Source organism: Thiohalocapsa sp. ML1, assembly GCF_001469165.1.
GTDB lineage: Bacteria > Pseudomonadota > Gammaproteobacteria > Chromatiales > Chromatiaceae > Thiohalocapsa.
Genome location: NZ_JABX01000039.1, coordinates 39,835 through 55,973, shown reverse-complemented (window position 1 = coordinate 55,973; position 16,139 = coordinate 39,835). Strand labels below are relative to the sequence as shown.

Genomic DNA, 16,139 nt, shown 5'->3' with positions numbered 1-16,139 from the left:
GGAGGCGGCGCGCGCGGCCTTCGCGGAGTCGCTGGACATCCGCCGGCGCATCCTCGCGCGCGTCGGCGAGACGCCAGAGGCGCTGCGCGATCTGTCCGTCTCGCTCGACAACGTCGGCAAGACGGATCAGGCCCTCGGCGACCTCGAGGCTGCGCGCGCGGCCTTCGCGGAGTCGCTGGACATCCGCCGGCGCATCCTCGCGCGCGTCGGCGAGACGCCAGAGGCGCTGCGCGATCTATCCGTCTCGCTCGACAACGTCGGCAAGACGGATCAGGCCCTCGGCGACCTCGAGGCTGCGCGCGCGGCCTTCGCGGAGGGCCTGGAGCTCGCCGAGCGCCTGGCGGCAGCGCTGCCCAACCACGTGGATTACAAAGACCTGCCGGACTGGTTCCGCCGGCGCCTCGCGGAGATCGCCGACGCGGAGCGCGCGCGTCCGTCCGATGCCTGAGTCGCGCGGCGCGGCGGGCTGAATAGAGGTCGCGGCAATGCCGAGGGCTTTCGATGCAATGATCGCGGCGGACTGAAGTCCGCCTTCCCCGGGGGCCGACTGAAGTCGGCGTACCCAGGGGCAGCGCCGCGGCGGGCTAATCCGCGCCCGCCGCCCGCGCAAAGGCCGCGCTCTCACTCAGTCGAAGCTCCTCGCCGATCCGCTCCACGAACAGCGCCGCAAGCCCGCGCTCGTCCGCCAGCGCGCGGCCCCGCTCCGGCCCGAGCACCAGGAGCGCCGTGGCCCAGGCGTCGGCCTCGCCGCAGCGCTCGGCGAGCACGGTCACGGACGCGAGCTGGTGGTCCACCGGCCGGCCGGTGGCGGGGTCGATGCTGTGGGAATAGCGCCGGCCGTCCAGCTCGAAGAAGTTCCGATAGTCGCCGGACGTGGCCATGGCCTGGTCGGTGAGCGCAACCACGCGCAGCACGGCGCGTCGGCCGGGGTCCGGGCGCTCGACGGCGATGCGCCAGGGCTCGCCCTCGGCATTGACGCCGCGCCCGCGCAGCTCGCCGCCGATCTCCGCCAGGTAGTCGCGCACGCCTGCCGCCTCCAGCACCGCGGCAACGCGGTCCACGCCGTGGCCCTTGGCGATGGCAGACAGGTCCACGTAGACATCCGGCCGGTCCTTGCGCAGCGCCGGCGGCTCGGTGCGGGTATGCAGCAGCGTCCAGCCGACCCGGACCAGTGCCGCGTCGATCTCGGCCTGCGCGGGCAGCTCGTCCGCCTGCACCTCCGGCCCGAAGCCCCACAGGTTCACCAGCGGGCCGACGGTGACATCGAAGGCACCGTCGCTCAGCGTGCTGACCGCGAGCGCCGTGTCCACCAGCCGCACCAGCTCGTCGGAGACCGGGAACCAGTCCGTGCTCTCCGCGGCGTTGAAGCGCGACAGCTCCGAGTCCGCCTGGTAGGTCGACATGCGCGCGTTGACCTCCTCCAGCACGGCGGTGATGCCCGCGTACAGCGCCGCCTGGTCCACGCCCGCCGGCGGCCGCGGGAGCTGCACGCTCCAGCTCGTGCCCATGGTGGGGCCGGCCAGCGTCAGCGTGTGCTCGCGCGGGCCGCAGCCGGCGAGCGCGAGCAGCAGCAGCGGGATCACGAGAACGGCGCCGACGCGGAGCCCGGGCAGGCGGCAGCGATGGCTCGTGTCCGGCGCGGGCATGGCGAGTAGAGGCATCTGGGTACAGCGGGCTCGGGTGGATGAGAGGGCGCGAGGCTCGATGCCCGCACGCGGCGGCTGAGGCGCACGGCGCCGCGGCTGGACATCGCCGAAGCCGTTGCCCATGCTGCGCGCCAACCTGGGCAGCGGGCGGTGCAGCCCCCGGATGATGGCGATGTACAAGCTGGTGGTCTCCGACCTGGACGGCACCCTGCTGGGGCCGGATCACCGCCTCGGCGATTATACGCGGGGCGTGTTGGCGCGCGTGCACCACGCCGGGGCGGACCTGGTGCTCGCCTCCGGGCGGCATTTCATGGACATCCGCGTGCTGGCCGGGCAGCTCGGCGGCGACGCGACCCTGGCGGCGGCGCGGCAGCGCGGCGCTCTGGTGAGCTGCAACGGCGCGGCGGTCAACGCCGCGGACGGCCGGCTGCTTCAGACCACCTGCATCGCGCCCGACGCGCTGGGCTTTCTAACCCGCGACCCGCTGTTCCGGCAGGTACAGACCAACGTGTTCGTCACCGATGCCTGGCTCGTGGAGCAGGCGGAGCCGAGCCTGCTGCGATATCACCAAGACTCCGGCTTTCGCTACCGCGTCGTCGATTTCGCCCGCCTGGACGGCGCCGCGGTGCTGAAGGTCTTCTACTACGGCGAGCACGCGCACTTGGTGGATCTGGAGGCCGCGATCCGCGAGCGCCACGACGGCCGCCTCGGCACCACCTTCTCCCTGCCGCAGACGCTGGAGGTCATGGCCGCCGGCGTCAGCAAGGGCGCCGCGCTGGCGCGGCTGCTGGATGACCTCGGCCTCACGCCCGCCGACGTCGTCTGCTACGGCGACGGCCTCAACGACCTGGAAATGCTCGCGCTCATCCACGACGGCGGCGGCCTGGCGCTCCTGATGGCCAACGCCGACGCCCGCCTGCACGCCGCCCTGCCGGACCCGCCGCGCATCGGCAGCCACGCCGAAGAGGCCGTCGCGCGGCACCTGGAGGGGCTGCTCGCGGCGGGGCTGCTCGCCGACGGGCCGCGGCGCCGCGGCTGACGCCCGGGCTGGATGGTCCGCAGCATCCGGTCGCGCCCGCGCCATCCACCTATTGCGCGCGAGTTACCCGATGACGCCAACAGGGGCGCCCCGAGACCGGCATCGGATCCCGACCGACCAGACACGATGTGGGATAGTCGCCGCCAGATGCCGGACGCGCCAGCGCGGCCGACCGATCTCAAGGACAGGAGCCCGCCATGCCCACACCTGCCGCAGCCACCGCCAACCTAGAGCGTATCGACTTGGGCGACGGCCAGTTCGTCTGGGTGCAGACCACCGACGTGCGCCCGGCCGGTGCCCGCCTCGCCGGCGACGAGGGCGCCCCGCCCACGCGAAGATGCCGGCGCTCCAGCGCACATCCTTGTCGTGCCGGCCGCGGGCGGCAGAGCCTCGGCACGAGACGATTATCCGCTGCGCCCCCGCCAGCTCCGCGGTGCCCGGCGCACGTGCGCCACCGCCACGATCACGATCTCGTTGTCCTCTGCCGCGTACAGTATCCAGTACGGGAAGCGCGTCAGCCGGCAGCGCCGAATCGGTTCATCGACAATCGGGAAGGCTCGCGGTGAGTGGCGCACCAACTCCACGGTATCCCAGGCTGCTTGGCGAAAGGACTCCCCGAGGCCTGGCCGTTGGGCTTCGTAATGGTCGAAGATTTCCGCGAGCTCCTGCCGAGCCGCGCGGAGGAATTTGACCTTCACCGATTGCTGCCGCGCAGGTCGGCGAACACCTCATCCGCCTCGATGGCGTCCAGCTCGCCGGATCGGTAGGCGGCCAACCTGTCTTTCGCCTCAGCCGCCCAGAGCGCGGTGATGTCAAGCTCCGTGCGCTCCAGGCTGCGAATCAGCTCGTCGACCAAGGCCGCCCGTTCCTCCGCGGGCAACGCGAGCGCTTGGCTGAGGACGGTTGTGCTGGCTGGTTGCATTGGCATGTCTCCGATGCTGGGCCTTCGGCTGTTCGGGCGTCGAGCGTAGCAGAACGCTCGACGCGGTGGTGCCGAGGCAACGGGGCTCGGCACAGGCGGCGCGCGGAAGATGTCCCACACGGAGCCGCAAAGACACGGAGAAGAGCGCCTCGGCACGACGCTCACGCAGAGCGCCGCGGTTCGGCAGCGGCAGCAGATACGCGGACTCGAACCGCGCCACAGTCCCACGGCCATCAGGGCAGTGGGCTGCCTCTTTGCTCCGTGTCCTTGTGCCTCCGTGAGAGGCCCCCTCTTCTCTCCTGGTGCCGAGGCAGAGCCTCGGCACGAGCAGAAGGCGTTAGGCTGCTCGTCGCCCACGAGGTGCAGCCGGTGGCCCGAGTTGCCGGCGTACCAGGCATGGGCATCGGCACCGGCGGCGTCGTCGCCCGAGTGCCAGCGGGTCTCGGTGCTGGCGCGGCAGGCGTACTCCCACTCGGCCTCGGTGGGGAGCCGGTAGGCGTCCGCATCCCGATCCCAATGCCAGTCGTCGCCGGCCTGGCGGTAGTAGCACGGGCGCAGGCCCTCAGCCTGCGACAGCGCGTTGCAGCAGGCCAAGGCATCGGGCCAGGCTACCCGCGTTGCGGGCAGGTCATCATCACCATCCCGCCAGGCGCTCGGCACCGGGCGGCGCCAGGACTCGGGGGCGCCGGCCATCACCTGCCGCCAGAGGCCGCGGGTCACCGGGACGCTGCTGATGCTGAACGGGCCGACGCGCACCCGATGCCGCGGCAGCTCGTCGTCGTAGGCAGCGGGATCCAGCGCCTTGTCGGAGCCCATCCAGAATTCGCCGCCGGGCAGCGCCACCAGGGGAGCAAGGGCGCGGACTCGGGGCTCGGCTCCGGCTCGTCCGCGGCGACGGGGCCCGCGACGGCGGCCGCCGCTGCCGGCTCGACCGGCCGCGGCGGCGCGGCCGGCGGCAGCGCCTGCGGTGTCCAGTCCTGCCCGCTGACGCGCGGCTGCAACCCGAGCCGGAAGGCGAGCGCCGCCGTGGCGCCGCCGAGCAGCAGTGATGTCGTAAGCCCCCAGCCGCCCGGCAGCCGCCACACCAGGGCGAGCACCGCGGCGGCGGCGAGCAGCCCGAGCCCGTAGCCGAGCGCGGCAGGGAGCGCATCGAGCCGGCGGCGCAGGCGGTAGCGGTCGGGGAGCATCGGGTTGCGGTGCGGACTTGGGTCGTTGCGCAGGCCGTCGGCCGGCGCGGGGTTCGGGATAGGATAGGCCGAGCGACAACGCCCGCGCGACAGAGGAACGGCCGTGGCCCTGCACATCACCCCCGACATCGCCATCGACGAGGACGAGCTGAGCGAGCGCTTCGTGCGCTCGCCGGGCCCTGGCGGGCAGAACGTCAACAAGGTCGCCACCGCGGTGCAGTTGAGCTTCGACGTGCGCAATTCGCCGTCGCTCCCCGCCGCGGTGCGCGCGCGGCTGGAGCGGCTTGCGGGCTCCCGGCTCGACACCGCTGGCGTGCTCACCATCCACGCCCACCGCCACCGCACCCGCGAACGCAACCGCGCCGACGCCCGCGAGCGCCTGGCGGAGCTCATCGCCAAGGCGAGCCACGTGCCTAAGCCGCGTCGGCCCACCAAGCCGTCGCGCGCCGCGAAGGCCCGCCGCGTGGACGAGAAGAAGCAGCGCGCCGGGATCAAGCGCATGCGCGGGGCGGTGCGGGGCGGGGATTGATCCGCCCGGGGCCGGGTCGGTGCGGCGGCGTCCTGCCCAGCGACACACCCCCGCGGTCAGGTGACAACGCTTGGCCATAAGCGGCACACTGCGCGCATCCAACCCCCAGCCCGAGGGAGATGCCGATGGCCCGGACCGCGAGCGCTGAGCCCCGCACCGCAGAGCCTTGGCTCGACGAAGCACCGCAGGAGTGCATGCCGGCACCGCCGCCGACCCAGGATGAGCTGCCCTGCGATGATGGAGAGCCCATGGAGACGCAACGCCACAAGTGGCAAATGGATCTGCTGATCGAGACGCTGGACCCGTGGCTCGCCGCGCGCGGCGAGGGCTATGTGAACGGCAACATGTTCGTCTACTACACCCTGGAGCAGACCCGCGGGCTGCATTTCAAAGGGCCTGACTGCTTCGTCGCCCTTGGCGTGCCGCGGGGCGAGCGCAAGTGCTGGGTGGTGTGGGGCGAGGGCAAGGCCCCCGATGTCGTCATCGAGCTGTTGTCCGCAACGACCCGGCGGCAGGACAAGGGCGAGAAGATGCAGGTCTACCGGGACTGCATGCGGGTGCCGGAGTACTTCTGGTTCGACCCTTTCGATCCTGCGGACTTGGCGGGGTTTCGCCTCAACGGCGGTCGCTACGAGCCCATCGAGCCCGACGCCGGCGGGCGCCTGGCGAGCGCTGCGCTGGGGCTGACGCTGCTGCGCTGGAGCGGCACCTACCGCGGCCTAACGGGCACTTGGGTGCGCTGGGCGAGCGCCGACGGCGAGCCGCTGCCCACCGACGCCGAGGCCGGGGCGTCCAAGGCCGCTGCGGAAGCCGCACGCGCGGACGCCGAACGGCAGCGCGCAGAGCGCGCCGTTGCCGAGCTCGCCGCGCTGCAGGCGGAGCTCGGGCGGCGAGGTGGCCACTGATCAGCGGCGGATCACGCGCGTCGAAGGATGAGTGACCAGCGGTTCAGAACCAAAACGTGCATCTAACAAAACCCGGTCTGGGAATGCCTCGCCGCCGCCGCGTCGGCACGGCGTTGACAGCGGCCGAGGCGACACCGGCTTGACCGCCAAATCCCGGCGGTGGTAACAACCGAGAACCTCCAGTCCGCAGGAGCCCCCGCCATCATGTCCAGCCCTGCCGAACAGCTCTTCGAGCTGCCGCGCCTCCCCACCGAGGATGACCTCCCCTCCGACGACGGCATGCCGATGGAGACCGAACGGCATTTGCTGCAAATGGATCTGCTGCTCCAGGGCCTGGAGCTGTGGGCCGACGCACGCGACGACGTGGTCTTCAACGGCAACCAGTTCCTTTACTTCAACGCCGAGCACCTGCGGGCGCGGGACTTCCGCGGCCCGGATGTCTACGTCGCCGTCGGGGTCCGCCCCGGGGAGCGCAAGAGCTGGGTGGTCTGGCAGGAGGGCAAGGCCCCCGACGTCGTCATCGAGCTGTTGTCCGAGAGCACGGCGCAGATGGACAAGGGCCGCAAGAAGCAGATCTACGAAGGCCAGCTTCGGGTGCCGAACTACTACTGGTTCGACCCCTTCAACCCGGAGGACCGGGCCGGTTTCGCCCTCCAAGGCAGCCGCTACGAGCCCTTGGCGCGCGACGACGCGGGCCGGCTGCCGGTGCCGAGCCTGGGGCTGATGCTCGGCCTCTGGCAGGGCGGCTTCCGCGGCATCGACGCGACTTGGCTGCGCTGGATGGACGCGGCGGGCGAGCTGCTGCCGCTGCCCTTGGAAAAGGCGCAGGCGCAGGCCGAACAAGCGGAGCAGGCCGCGGCCATCGCCCGCCGAGAAGCCGAAGACGCGGAGCTGCGGGCCGCAGCAGAGAAACAGCGCGCAGACGCCGCCGAGGCCGAGCTCGCGCGGCTGCGCGCGCAGTTGCGCCAAGGGTAAGCTTCTCCCTTTTTCTTCTTTACGCCTTTGCGCCTTTGCGCCTTTGCGCGAGACTCTTTTTCTTGACGGCGCGCTCGGTCTCAGCACCGGCGATGCGAGCTGGCAAAGATCGAGTCGCAGGCCCAAACTCAGTGCAACGAACACCGCCCGCCGGAGAAGCCGATGCCCCGGAGCGCAACCGCCGAGCCCTGGGTGAATGACGAAGCACCCGACTACCTGCCGTCGCCGCCGCCGACGCAGGACGAGCTGCCCTGCGAGGATGGAGAGCCGATGGAGACGCAGCGCCACAAGTGGCAGATGGATCTCTTGATCGAGACGCTGGACCCCTGGCTCGCAGCGCGCGGCGAGGGCTATGTCAACGGCAACATGTTCGTCTACTACACGCTGGAGCAGACGCGCGGGCTCCACTTCAGAGGGCCGGACTGCTTCGTCGCGCTGGGCGTGCCGCGGGGCGAGCGCAAGTGCTGGGTGTCATGGGCCGAGGGCAAGGCGCCGGACGTCGTCATCGAGCTGTTGTCCGCAACGACCCGCCGGCAGGACAAGGGCGAGAAGATGCAGGTCTATCAGGACTGCATGCGGGTGTCGGAGTATTTCTGGTTCGACCCTTTCAATGCCGAGGACTTCGCCGGTTTCTTTCTGAACGGCGGGCGCTACGAGCCCATCGAGCCGGATGCGGCCGGGCGCATCGCCAGCGGCCTGCTCGGACTCACGCTCTGCTGCTGGGCCGGCACCTATCGCGGCATCGAGGCCACCTGGCTGCGCTGGGCGACGCCGGACGGCGAGCTGCTGCCGACGGATGCGGAGACCGGTGATGCGCGGGCGGCCGCGGAGGCGGCGCGGGCAGACGGCGAAGCGGCTCGGGCCGAGAGCGAAGCGGCACGGGCCGCAGGCGAAGCCGAGCGCGCAAACGCCGAGCGCCTGCGGGCGGAGCGGGCAGAGGCGGAGCTGGCCGCGCTGAGGGCTGAGCTGGGGCGGCAGGAAGGCGGCTGAATGGACCGGCGCGGGGGCGGTCTGCCCCCGGGGTATTCGGTGCCGGCTCCGCACCCGGTGCCTCAGGACTGATTGGTTGGCAGGGAGCTTTGTCGCGGCTAAAGCCGCCCCCACGAGGCGTCGCGGCTAAAGCCGCTCCCACGGCGGCTCGCGGCTGAAGCCGTTCCCGCTAACGGCGCGCGGACAGCTCCGGGCTGGCTGCCGGCGGCTGCTCGGCAAAGTCCTCATCGATCTCCTCGACGATGTCCATGCTCTGCAGCTCCTTGACGCGCTCCGGCGCGTAGCCCAGCGCCGCGTAATCGAGGATGCCGTCGGGGCTGTGGCAGTCGAGGCAGGTGTGGCCCTGGCGCTCGATGCCGTGGTTGACCATCAGCGTGCCCATCTGGCGCATCCAGTTGGGTTTGACGTTGGGCGTGCTGCCGTCGGCCTCGATGGGGAACACGGTCTGCCAGCCGCCCTCGACGCCGAAGTAGGCCATGAACTCGTCCATCATGTAGAGCTTGAAGGGCTCCTGGTACATGCGCTGGACGATCTCGTCCTGCACCGCGACCTTCATGGCTTCGAGCGTGTTGCCGGTCTGATAGTAGGTCGCGTAGTCGAAGGGCAGGATCATGGCCCCGAACGGGCCTTGGTTGGTCATGTCCTCGTACATCATGGCGTTGAAGGGCTTGAACGGGTAGATCTTGCTCGTGCCGCTCGCCATGGCTTGCTTGAGGTTGTTGTCGATCATCTCCCGGCGCTTGGCGAGCATCTCGGGCGAGAGCTGCGAGAGCGGCTGCGTGGCGGCCTTCACGTAGGCGTCCACGTCGATGTCCGGATAGCGGCTCGCCAGCTCCTCGGCCTTGGCGCGAATGGCGGCGATGGCCTCGGGATCGGTGATCTCGGCGATCTGGTTCATCAGCGGGTCGTAGCTGCCGTCGCCCTCCGGATTGCTGCCCAGCGCGTTGGCGAGGAAGGTGCCGTTGCCGTTGAACCAGAGGTAGATGATGCCCTTACCGGGCTCGCCGGAGCGGTAGATGTCAGTGAACTCCCACAGCCCTTCTTCTTCGTTCCAGGTCGGGTGCACCCAGTCGCGCAGGATGACGTTGTTGTCCTCCAGCTTCTTGATGTGACAGGTCTCGCAGGCGAGGCGGGCGATGTGGCCGTTCAGCAGCGCGCGGTGCTCGGAGGCGTTGTGGGGCGCCTTGCTGTGGCAGCCCTCGCAAGTGACCTCACGGCCCGGCAGGTCGTTGGCCACCAAGTCCACGCCCATGTTACCGCGCGGGATCTTATGGCCCTGCGGCACATGGCAGTCGGTGCACTGGATGTTGGCGGCGGCGTGGGCGTCGTGCTCCGGGCTGAACGGGTTGCCGCGCTTGGCGCCGGTGTGCAGGATGCGCTGGTGCTTCTCGCCTAGGCTCTTGGCCGCGACGTTATGGATGTAGGCATCGCCGCCCATGTTGTGTTGGTGGCAGTTGAGGCAGTTCTCCTTGCGTGTCGGCCCGACCGTGAGCGCCGCGCGCATGCTGCGGTCCTGGTTCCAGCGCTTGCCGTGCTTGTCTTGGAGCACGTAGCGCTGGTTCATGTCGTACTCGCGCGAATGGCAGATGAGGCAGTCGATGCCCTGCTTGGCCGTGTCCGGCACGTCGCCCACCGGCATCATCTTTTCCGTCGCCGGGTGGTAGTTGCCGCCGATGTGGCATTGGCCGCAGCCTTCGCTGCGCAGCACGATGCGCTCATCCGGCAACTGCGCGACATCCGCCACGGCCTCCGAGTGCGGCGCGCTCTCAACCAGCGCTGCCCAACCGGTCCAGGAGAAGCTGCCGGGGATGCCGCAGGCGCGGTTGATCTTGCCGACCGGGATGTGCCGGCTGCCGGGGGCGTTGACCAAGCGCCCGTCGTAGCCGTAGGTGGAGAAGCCGCCGGCGACCGTGCTCTGGAACTTGAAGTGCACGGAGTTGACGATGTCTTCCAGCGTGTCGACAGCGTGTAGCGTGCCGTCCGCGTGCTGCACCTGGATGCTCTGGTGGCAGGTGAGGCAGGTGGCCGGGCCCTCGTAAGTACGGATGCCGGCATCGCGGAAGTACTTGATATGGCTGTACTCCGTGTCCTCCATGAAGGAGGGCGTCTGCATCAGCATCTCGACCTTGAGCTCGCGCGCAAAGGGGTCTTGGTCCTGCACGACGATGGCCTCGGCGCGCTCACGCCGCGATGCCGCGCTCAGCTCAAGCGCAAGCTGATCGATCTCGGCATCGGAGAGCGTATCGCTGTTCGGATAGGTGAGCGGTGCGTTGGTGACACCGGTGTAGGCGTCGAAGACGATGGGGTAGACCAGCTTGTAGAGCAGGTAGCCCGCCGCCAGCACGGCCAGCAGCACGAGCACCCAGCGGGCGCCTTGGGGCAGTTTGCCTGAGTCTTGGGCTTTGGCAGAGGTGTTCATAGTCGCGGGGTCGGCCTGGGTATAGCCTGTTTGACGCTTGGGCTGGTCATCGAGTTTCGGCAGCGGGCTCACCGGTGTCGTCGCTATCGATCGTCGCTTGCCCCTCGGCGCTCTCGCCTTCCTTATGCCATCCGGTGAACATGGCCTTGAGGTTCGTCGTCGGCGTCTCGCCGGTGGTGATGATGTAGACGTGCACCACCAAGAACAGCAGCAGCATCCAGGCAAGCAGCAGGTGCGCCATGGCCACGATCCAGATGCTGCCGTAGCCGAACAGCGTATCGGGAATGTCACCCGAGAACAGGAAGGCCCAACCGCTGATGATCAGCAGCGGCATCAGGCCGTACATGACGCCGACGTAGCTCAGCGTCTGCAAGGCGTTGAGCTTATGCTCGGCACTGACGTGGAACGGGTGCGGCTCGTTGACGAAGATGCCGTAGACGTAGTAGCGCACCTGCCGGTACAGGTCCATCGGCAGCGCCCGGATGTCGATGAGATAGTGCTTGCCGTTGCCGCCGACGACGTTGCCGACGAGGAAGGCAACCCAAGAGACCGTCAGCAGGACGCCGCTGGTATTGTGCACCGGCACCGCGACATCGAACGGGATCAGCCAGCCCAGCGCGAAGTGCATGCTGAGGCCGGTGACCAGCGAGGTCAGGAACAGCAGGGCGTTGAGCCAATGCCAGAGCCTGAGCCAGACGGGGTAAAGGTAAATCGCGCTCATGCGGCCTCCTCCCGCTTGGGCGTCTGCGCCCGCTTGTGGGCCAGATAACGACCATAACCGTGGGCCGCGACGCCGACAACCGTGAGCCCGACGATGGCGAGCCCGAGCAGGTCGATTAAGGGGCTGCGGCTCATGCCGATGATATAGGCGTCGTTGTACAGGGCATGGGCGAAGAAGCCCTCCTGCTCGCGCTCCAGCTCGGCACGGTGCACGTAGAGCTGGGCCAGCAGCTCGCTGCCCTTGCTGTGGCATTCCACGCAGTTCTGGTTGCTCTCGGTGGCGCCGAGCAGCTCGTGCGACGGTGCGTAGAGATCGCGGCCCTCCACCGGCGTGTGGCAGTCGATGCAGCGCACGGCCGCCCAATGCTGCTGCGGGCGCGGCAGCCAGCCATGGCCCTTCGGCACCGGCGAGCGCAGCTCCGTGTGGCAGTCCAGGCAGAGCGCGTTGTTCGCGGCCACCACCTGCTGCACGGGCGTGTCGTGAGCCAAGGGCCGGAACGCGTGCGGATTGTGGCAGGAGAAGCAGTTGAAGGGCTCGCCGCCCTCGGTATTTGCCTCCAGCGCGTGCACGCTGTGCTGGTACTGGAGGTCGAAGCCGGCGAGGTTCGGCGGACTCACGTCCGGGTCGTCTTGGCGCTCCTCGTGACAGCCGACGCAGCTTAGGCCCTCGTCCGCGCTGCTGGTGCGATGCGGATAGTGTTTGTAGGCGCGGTCGTGGCAGTCGCGGCACGCGAGCTCGTGGTGCACCGAATGCTCATACGCCTCGCGGTCGATGGAGAGGTCCACGATCTGCCGCGTGTTCGGATCGCGGTACGCCATGGTCTCCATCCAATGGCAGCGCATGCACTCGGCGCTGTCTTCACGCGTCAGACCCGAGGCCCCATCGGCTGCGCTCGCCGGTGCCTGGACCGAGCCGCCGACCGGGGCATCCATCGGCGGTGCGGCCAGCGCGGCGGGCGCAGGCGCCGGGGCGACGGCCTGGGTCGCCGGTGCGGGCTGGGTGCTCGCAAGCGCCGGCCGCGTCCCGGGCAGAGCAGCCGCGGGCGCAGCCGGCGGCGTTGCGGCAGTGCCCGCGGGCACCGACGGCTGCGCCGAGGCTGGCGCCGCCGCCGGCCAATGCTGCGCGGGCGGCGGCGCGTAGCCGGGCGGCCCGGGCGGATAGCCCATCGGCACCGGCGGCCACGGTTGCGGGACCTGTGCGTAGGTGGCGTCCGCGTCACCCGCGAGCGTCGCCGCCGCATGCATTTGAAGCGCAATCAGCACGACCGCCGCCCAAATGACAGCGCGGCTCCGAGGGAGATTCAGCATGCCTCTCATCAGGGTACTACTCGCGACAGCTCACGGGGAATCCGAGCCGGGTCTGCCCGGCGAGGTTCACGCTACTCGCCCCGGCGGGCGAGTGTAATGACACAGGGCAACGCGGCGAGCGCACCGGCCGCCGGTCCGCAACGCGACATGGCGGCCGCGCGGCTCATCTCGCCGCTGGGGCGCGCCGACGTCGGCGATGGCGACGCCGCTGCACGAGCGTCAGTACCGGACCCGACACCGCATAGGCCAAGAACAGCAGAAACAGCACGATGGGCGGATCCAGCACCACCAGCGCGACACCGAGCATCGCCAGCACCAGCACGACAAAGGGCACTTGCCCGTGCAGATCCAGCAGCTTGAAGCTCTGGTAGCGGAAGTTGCTCACCATGAGCAGCCCGGCCGCCGCGGTGAGCACCGCGACGGGCAAACCCATGCCGGCCCCGGTTAAATCGTTGTCGACACCGATCCAGACCAAGCCCGCGATGATGGCCGCCGCCGACGGACTCGGCAGGCCTTGAAAGTAGCGCTTGTCCGCAACGCCGAGCTGCGAGTTGAAACGGGCGAGCCTGAGCGCCGCGCCCGCCGTGTAGACAAAGGCCGCGAGCCAGCCCAGCTTGCCGAGCCCCGCCAGCGACCACTCGTAGGCCACCAGCGCCGGCGCGACGCCGAACGCCACCATGTCCGACAGGCTGTCGTACTCGGCACCGAAGGCGGTCTGGGTGTTGGTCATGCGCGCGATGCGCCCGTCGAAGCCATCCAGCAGCATGGCCGCGAAGATGCCCAGCGCGGCGGCTTCGAAGCGCCCGGCATTGGCCGAGAGCACGGCGTAGAAGCCCGCGAACAGGGCCGCCGTGGTGAACAGGTTCGGCAGCAGGTAGATGCCGCGGCGACGCTTCGGGCGTGCGCGCTCCGAGGTCGGGTCCGCCGGGGCATCCGGCGCGGTGGTCGGCTCGGGCTCTGTCATGTCCGGTGGTGCTGGCGGTGGCTCGCAGGGGGGCGGGACCGGCGCGGATGCCGGGCCGGTGCGACGCCAGTATAGCCGCGCCACCGACCTGCCAACCAGTACACGCGAACGCGGCGCTGCGAATGTTCGGGCCGACGCCCGGCTCGCCCGCCGTCATCCAATCTTTGCTTTCACAATCGCGGCAAGCACGATTTAATGCGGCCTGAGCGCGGCGTCGGTGATGACCTTCGCGGGGGCCCGTTGCAGGGCCTTGTCGGCATGACCCCGGGCGCAGCGACAGCCCGATGCCGACCATCGGGCGGCCACCGAGCAAGGCCGCCCGCGACGGCCGCCGACCCAGCGGCAACCGACGCCCTGCCCGGGCCAGCCAACCGCCGCCGGCGTGTCTGAACACGCGCGGCTCCAAGCAACTCCGAGGGCCTCCCGACCATGCAGCGAACCCCGCCGGACCTGCCCAGCAACGACAAGCGCTGGAAGCTGGTCAACGCCACCATGCGCCGCAACGGCTACGCCGGGCACGCGCTGATCGAGTCCCTGCACGCGGTGCAGGACGCCTTCGGCTTCCTCGACGAGGAGGCCATGACTTTCGTCGCGGGTTCGCTGGACCTGCCGCTCAGCAAGGTCTACGGCGTCGCGACCTTCTATCACCTGTTCATGCTCAAGCCCCAGGGCCGCCACTCCTGCGTGGTGTGCACCGGCACGGCCTGCTACATCAAAGGGGCCGGAGCGCTCATCGAGGGCATCCAGGAGCGCTTCGGCGCCGCCCCCGGCGAGACCACCGAGGACAAGTCTCTGTCCGTACTCACGGCCCGCTGCGTCGGCGCCTGCGGCCTCGCCCCCGCCGTGGTGCTCGACGGTCATGTCATCGGCAAGCTCGGCACCGAGCAACTGTGTGAGCGCATCGAACGGGAGATCGCAGAATGAACCTGGACGACCTCGAAGAGCTCGCCGCCAAGTACCGCGCCGAATCAAAAGAGCCTGACACCGAGATTCGCGTCTGCATGGCCGCGAGCTGCCAGTCATCCGGCGCCGGACCGGTGCTGGAGGCGCTGAGCGCGGCCTGCGCGGACACGCCGCCAGGCCAGTGCGCCGTCAAAGGCGTCGGCTGCATGGGGCTCTGCTCCGCGGGACCGCTGGTGGCCGTCGCCGCGCCCGCCGCGCCGCTGGACGAGGCGATCATCTACCGCGACGTGACCGCTGCCGACGCGCCGGACATCCTGGCCAGCATCACGCCCGGTGCGGCGCCCGTCGAGCGGCTGCGCATCCCGAGCGACATGCCTTTCTTCGCGCGTCAGCATAGGATCGTGCTTGAGAACTCGGGCATCGTGGACCCGGACAGCTTCCGTGGCTACGTGATGGTCGGCGGCTATGCGGGCATGGTGCGGGCGCTGAGCGAAATGACGCCGCAGGACGTGATCAACGAGGTAACCACGAGCGGGCTGCGCGGGCGCGGCGGCGGCGGCTACCCGACCGGCCTCAAGTGGTCCACGGTCGCCAAGATGCCACCGGGGCAGAAGTACGTCATCTGCAACGCCGACGAGGGCGACCCGGGCGCGTTCATGGACCGCGCCGTCCTGGAGTCCGACCCGCATCGCGTGCTCGAAGGAATGGCGATTGCCGCGTACGCCATCGGCGCGAACAAGGGCTACGTCTATGTGCGCGCGGAGTACCCGCTCGCCGTGGAGCGACTCAAGACCGCCATCCGCAAAGCGAAGCGCACCGGTTTCCTGGGCAACCACATCTGCGAGACGCAGTTCAACTTCGACATCGAGATCCGCCTCGGCGCGGGCGCCTTCGTCTGCGGCGAAGAGACGGCGCTGATGGCCTCCATCGAAGGCGGCCGTGGCCAGCCTCGCCCGCGCCCGCCCTACCCGGCGGAGTACGGGCTCTGGGGCTGCCCCACGCTGATCAACAACGTCGAGAGCTACGCCAACATCCCGCCCATCATCTCCAACGGCGGCCAGTGGTTCGCCGGCATCGGCACCGAGAAGTCCAAGGGTACCAAGGTGTTTGCGCTCGCCGGGACCATCGTCAACACCGGTCTCATCGAAGTTGACATGGGCACGCACCTGCGCGACATCATCTTCGAGATCGGCGGCGGCATCCCCGACGGCAAGGCGTTCAAGGCCGTGCAGACCGGCGGTCCGTCCGGCGGCTGCGTGCCCGAGGAACATCTCGACATTCCGGTGGACTACGACAGCCTGAAGACGCTGGGCACCATGATGGGCTCGGGCGGCATGATCGTCATGGACGAGAGCTCGAACATGGTCGATGTGGCGCGCTTCTTCATGGAGTTCTGCATGGACGAGTCCTGCGGCAAGTGCATCCCGTGCCGCGCGGGCACGCAGCAGATGCATGGGCTGTTGGACAAGATCGCCAAGGCGCAGGCGAGCCGTGCGGACCTGGAGCTGCTGGAAGAGCTGTGCGAGGTGGTGCAGGCCACCAGCCTATGCGGCCTCGGGCAGACGGCGCCGAACCCGGTGCTGAGCACGCTGCGGTACTTCCGGCACGAGTACGAGGAGAAGCTGGGATAAG

Annotated in this window: 16 protein-coding genes and 1 pseudogene; 8 read left to right on the top strand and 9 right to left on the bottom strand. The window is 69.6% G+C overall.

The features are described 5' to 3' along the window. The coding region (locus tag ML01_RS20515) for a tetratricopeptide repeat protein (protein WP_156427882.1) at positions 1 to 448 on the top strand (448 nt) is incomplete at its 5' end. Between the two features lie 136 nt (positions 449 to 584). On the opposite strand, the gene ML01_RS20510 is transcribed toward ML01_RS20515, so the two are convergent. Beyond that, complete coding sequence (locus ML01_RS20510; protein ID WP_082674486.1) at positions 585 to 1,661, bottom strand: FAD:protein FMN transferase; 1,077 nt, start codon at positions 1,659 to 1,661, stop codon at positions 585 to 587. Between the two features lie 106 nt (positions 1,662 to 1,767). On the opposite strand from ML01_RS20510, the gene ML01_RS20505 reads away from it, so the two are divergent. Further along, positions 1,768 to 2,685, top strand: a complete 918-nt coding sequence (locus ML01_RS20505; protein WP_254045336.1) for an HAD-IIB family hydrolase — start codon at positions 1,768 to 1,770, stop codon at positions 2,683 to 2,685. Between the two features lie 404 nt (positions 2,686 to 3,089). On the opposite strand, the gene ML01_RS20500 is transcribed toward ML01_RS20505, so the two are convergent. The 4 genes and pseudogenes from ML01_RS20500 to ML01_RS20490 all read right to left on the bottom strand — a co-directional run bounded on the left by ML01_RS20500 (position 3,090) and on the right by ML01_RS20490 (position 4,794). After that, positions 3,090 to 3,383: a type II toxin-antitoxin system RelE/ParE family toxin gene (locus ML01_RS20500; RefSeq protein ID WP_058557251.1), complete on the bottom strand. Its 294-nt coding sequence runs from the start codon at positions 3,381 to 3,383 to the stop codon at positions 3,090 to 3,092. Then, positions 3,380 to 3,607, bottom strand: coding sequence for an addiction module protein (locus ML01_RS30785; RefSeq protein ID WP_058557250.1), 228 nt, complete (start codon positions 3,605 to 3,607; stop codon positions 3,380 to 3,382). Before ML01_RS30785 ends, ML01_RS20500 begins: the two co-directional genes overlap by 4 nt. Before the next feature lie 435 nt (positions 3,608 to 4,042). Continuing rightward, positions 4,043 to 4,423 (bottom strand): annotated as a pseudogene (locus ML01_RS31455) (formylglycine-generating enzyme family protein); the annotation flags it as partial. Next, positions 4,324 to 4,794 carry a hypothetical protein gene (locus tag ML01_RS20490; RefSeq protein WP_058557249.1) on the bottom strand — a complete coding sequence of 157 codons (471 nt, stop codon included), beginning with the start codon at positions 4,792 to 4,794 and terminating at the stop codon, positions 4,324 to 4,326. The pseudogene ML01_RS31455 and the gene ML01_RS20490, both read right to left, overlap by 100 nt. A gap of 103 nt (positions 4,795 to 4,897) precedes the next feature. Here ML01_RS20490 and arfB point away from each other — a divergent pair, with 103 nt between their 5' ends. The 4 genes from arfB (at position 4,898) to ML01_RS20470 (ending at position 8,193) form a co-directional block, all read left to right on the top strand. Next, positions 4,898 to 5,323 (top strand): alternative ribosome rescue aminoacyl-tRNA hydrolase ArfB, encoded by a 426-nt coding sequence (gene arfB, locus ML01_RS20485; protein ID WP_058557248.1) that lies wholly within the window; start codon positions 4,898 to 4,900, stop codon positions 5,321 to 5,323. Between the two features lie 125 nt (positions 5,324 to 5,448). Beyond that, complete coding sequence (locus ML01_RS20480; RefSeq protein WP_082674485.1) at positions 5,449 to 6,228, top strand: Uma2 family endonuclease; 780 nt, start codon at positions 5,449 to 5,451, stop codon at positions 6,226 to 6,228. A 204-nt stretch (positions 6,229 to 6,432) separates the two neighbouring features. Next, positions 6,433 to 7,203 (top strand): Uma2 family endonuclease, encoded by a 771-nt coding sequence (locus tag ML01_RS20475; RefSeq protein ID WP_058557247.1) that lies wholly within the window; start codon positions 6,433 to 6,435, stop codon positions 7,201 to 7,203. 162 nt (positions 7,204 to 7,365) lie between these two features. Continuing rightward, a complete protein-coding gene (locus ML01_RS20470) occupies positions 7,366 to 8,193 on the top strand; it encodes a Uma2 family endonuclease (protein ID WP_058557246.1) in 828 nt (275 codons plus the stop codon). A 169-nt stretch (positions 8,194 to 8,362) separates the two neighbouring features. Here ML01_RS20470 and ML01_RS20465 read toward each other — a convergent pair whose 3' ends face one another. The 4 genes from ML01_RS20465 to pssA form a co-directional block, all read right to left on the bottom strand. Further along, positions 8,363 to 10,612, bottom strand: a complete 2,250-nt coding sequence (locus ML01_RS20465) for a nitrite reductase (protein ID WP_058557245.1) — start codon at positions 10,610 to 10,612, stop codon at positions 8,363 to 8,365. Between the two features lie 46 nt (positions 10,613 to 10,658). Beyond that, positions 10,659 to 11,333: a cytochrome b/b6 domain-containing protein gene (locus ML01_RS20460; RefSeq protein ID WP_058557244.1), complete on the bottom strand. Its 675-nt coding sequence runs from the start codon at positions 11,331 to 11,333 to the stop codon at positions 10,659 to 10,661. Next, positions 11,330 to 12,640, bottom strand: coding sequence for a cytochrome c3 family protein (locus ML01_RS20455; protein ID WP_058557243.1), 1,311 nt, complete (start codon positions 12,638 to 12,640; stop codon positions 11,330 to 11,332). Before ML01_RS20455 ends, ML01_RS20460 begins: the two co-directional genes overlap by 4 nt. A gap of 163 nt (positions 12,641 to 12,803) precedes the next feature. Continuing rightward, the gene (gene pssA / locus ML01_RS20450) at positions 12,804 to 13,604 is read right to left on the bottom strand and encodes a CDP-diacylglycerol--serine O-phosphatidyltransferase (protein WP_082674482.1); all 801 of its coding nucleotides are present in this window, start codon (positions 13,602 to 13,604) and stop codon (positions 12,804 to 12,806) included. A 429-nt stretch (positions 13,605 to 14,033) separates the two neighbouring features. On the opposite strand from pssA, the gene hoxE reads away from it, so the two are divergent. Then, positions 14,034 to 14,528 carry a bidirectional hydrogenase complex protein HoxE gene (gene hoxE / locus ML01_RS20445; protein WP_058557242.1) on the top strand — a complete coding sequence of 165 codons (495 nt, stop codon included), beginning with the start codon at positions 14,034 to 14,036 and terminating at the stop codon, positions 14,526 to 14,528. After that, on the top strand, positions 14,525 to 16,138 hold the full coding sequence (gene nuoF / locus ML01_RS20440) for an NADH-quinone oxidoreductase subunit NuoF (RefSeq protein ID WP_058557241.1): 1,614 nt from the start codon (positions 14,525 to 14,527) through the stop codon (positions 16,136 to 16,138). The genes hoxE and nuoF overlap by 4 nt, the downstream gene beginning before the upstream one ends. Position 16,139: the final 1 nt, after the last annotated feature.

What these genes read in the sequence shown, in the direction of transcription:
- ML01_RS20510 (WP_082674486.1), bottom strand. Translation starts at nt 1,661, where the DNA reads ATGCCTCTACTCGCCATGCCCGCGCCGGACACGAGCCATCGCTGCCGC.
- ML01_RS20505 (WP_254045336.1), top strand. Translation starts at nt 1,768, where the DNA reads ATGCTGCGCGCCAACCTGGGCAGCGGGCGGTGCAGCCCCCGGATGATG.
- ML01_RS30785 (WP_058557250.1), bottom strand. Translation starts at nt 3,607, where the DNA reads ATGCAACCAGCCAGCACAACCGTCCTCAGCCAAGCGCTCGCGTTGCCC.
- ML01_RS20490 (WP_058557249.1), bottom strand. Translation starts at nt 4,794, where the DNA reads ATGCTCCCCGACCGCTACCGCCTGCGCCGCCGGCTCGATGCGCTCCCT.
- ML01_RS20480 (WP_082674485.1), top strand. Translation starts at nt 5,449, where the DNA reads ATGGCCCGGACCGCGAGCGCTGAGCCCCGCACCGCAGAGCCTTGGCTC.
- ML01_RS20475 (WP_058557247.1), top strand. Translation starts at nt 6,433, where the DNA reads ATGTCCAGCCCTGCCGAACAGCTCTTCGAGCTGCCGCGCCTCCCCACC.
- ML01_RS20470 (WP_058557246.1), top strand. Translation starts at nt 7,366, where the DNA reads ATGCCCCGGAGCGCAACCGCCGAGCCCTGGGTGAATGACGAAGCACCC.
- ML01_RS20465 (WP_058557245.1), bottom strand. Translation starts at nt 10,612, where the DNA reads ATGAACACCTCTGCCAAAGCCCAAGACTCAGGCAAACTGCCCCAAGGC.
- ML01_RS20460 (WP_058557244.1), bottom strand. Translation starts at nt 11,333, where the DNA reads ATGAGCGCGATTTACCTTTACCCCGTCTGGCTCAGGCTCTGGCATTGG.
- ML01_RS20455 (WP_058557243.1), bottom strand. Translation starts at nt 12,640, where the DNA reads ATGCTGAATCTCCCTCGGAGCCGCGCTGTCATTTGGGCGGCGGTCGTG.
- pssA (WP_082674482.1), bottom strand. Translation starts at nt 13,604, where the DNA reads ATGACAGAGCCCGAGCCGACCACCGCGCCGGATGCCCCGGCGGACCCG.
- hoxE (WP_058557242.1), top strand. Translation starts at nt 14,034, where the DNA reads ATGCAGCGAACCCCGCCGGACCTGCCCAGCAACGACAAGCGCTGGAAG.
- nuoF (WP_058557241.1), top strand. Translation starts at nt 14,525, where the DNA reads ATGAACCTGGACGACCTCGAAGAGCTCGCCGCCAAGTACCGCGCCGAA.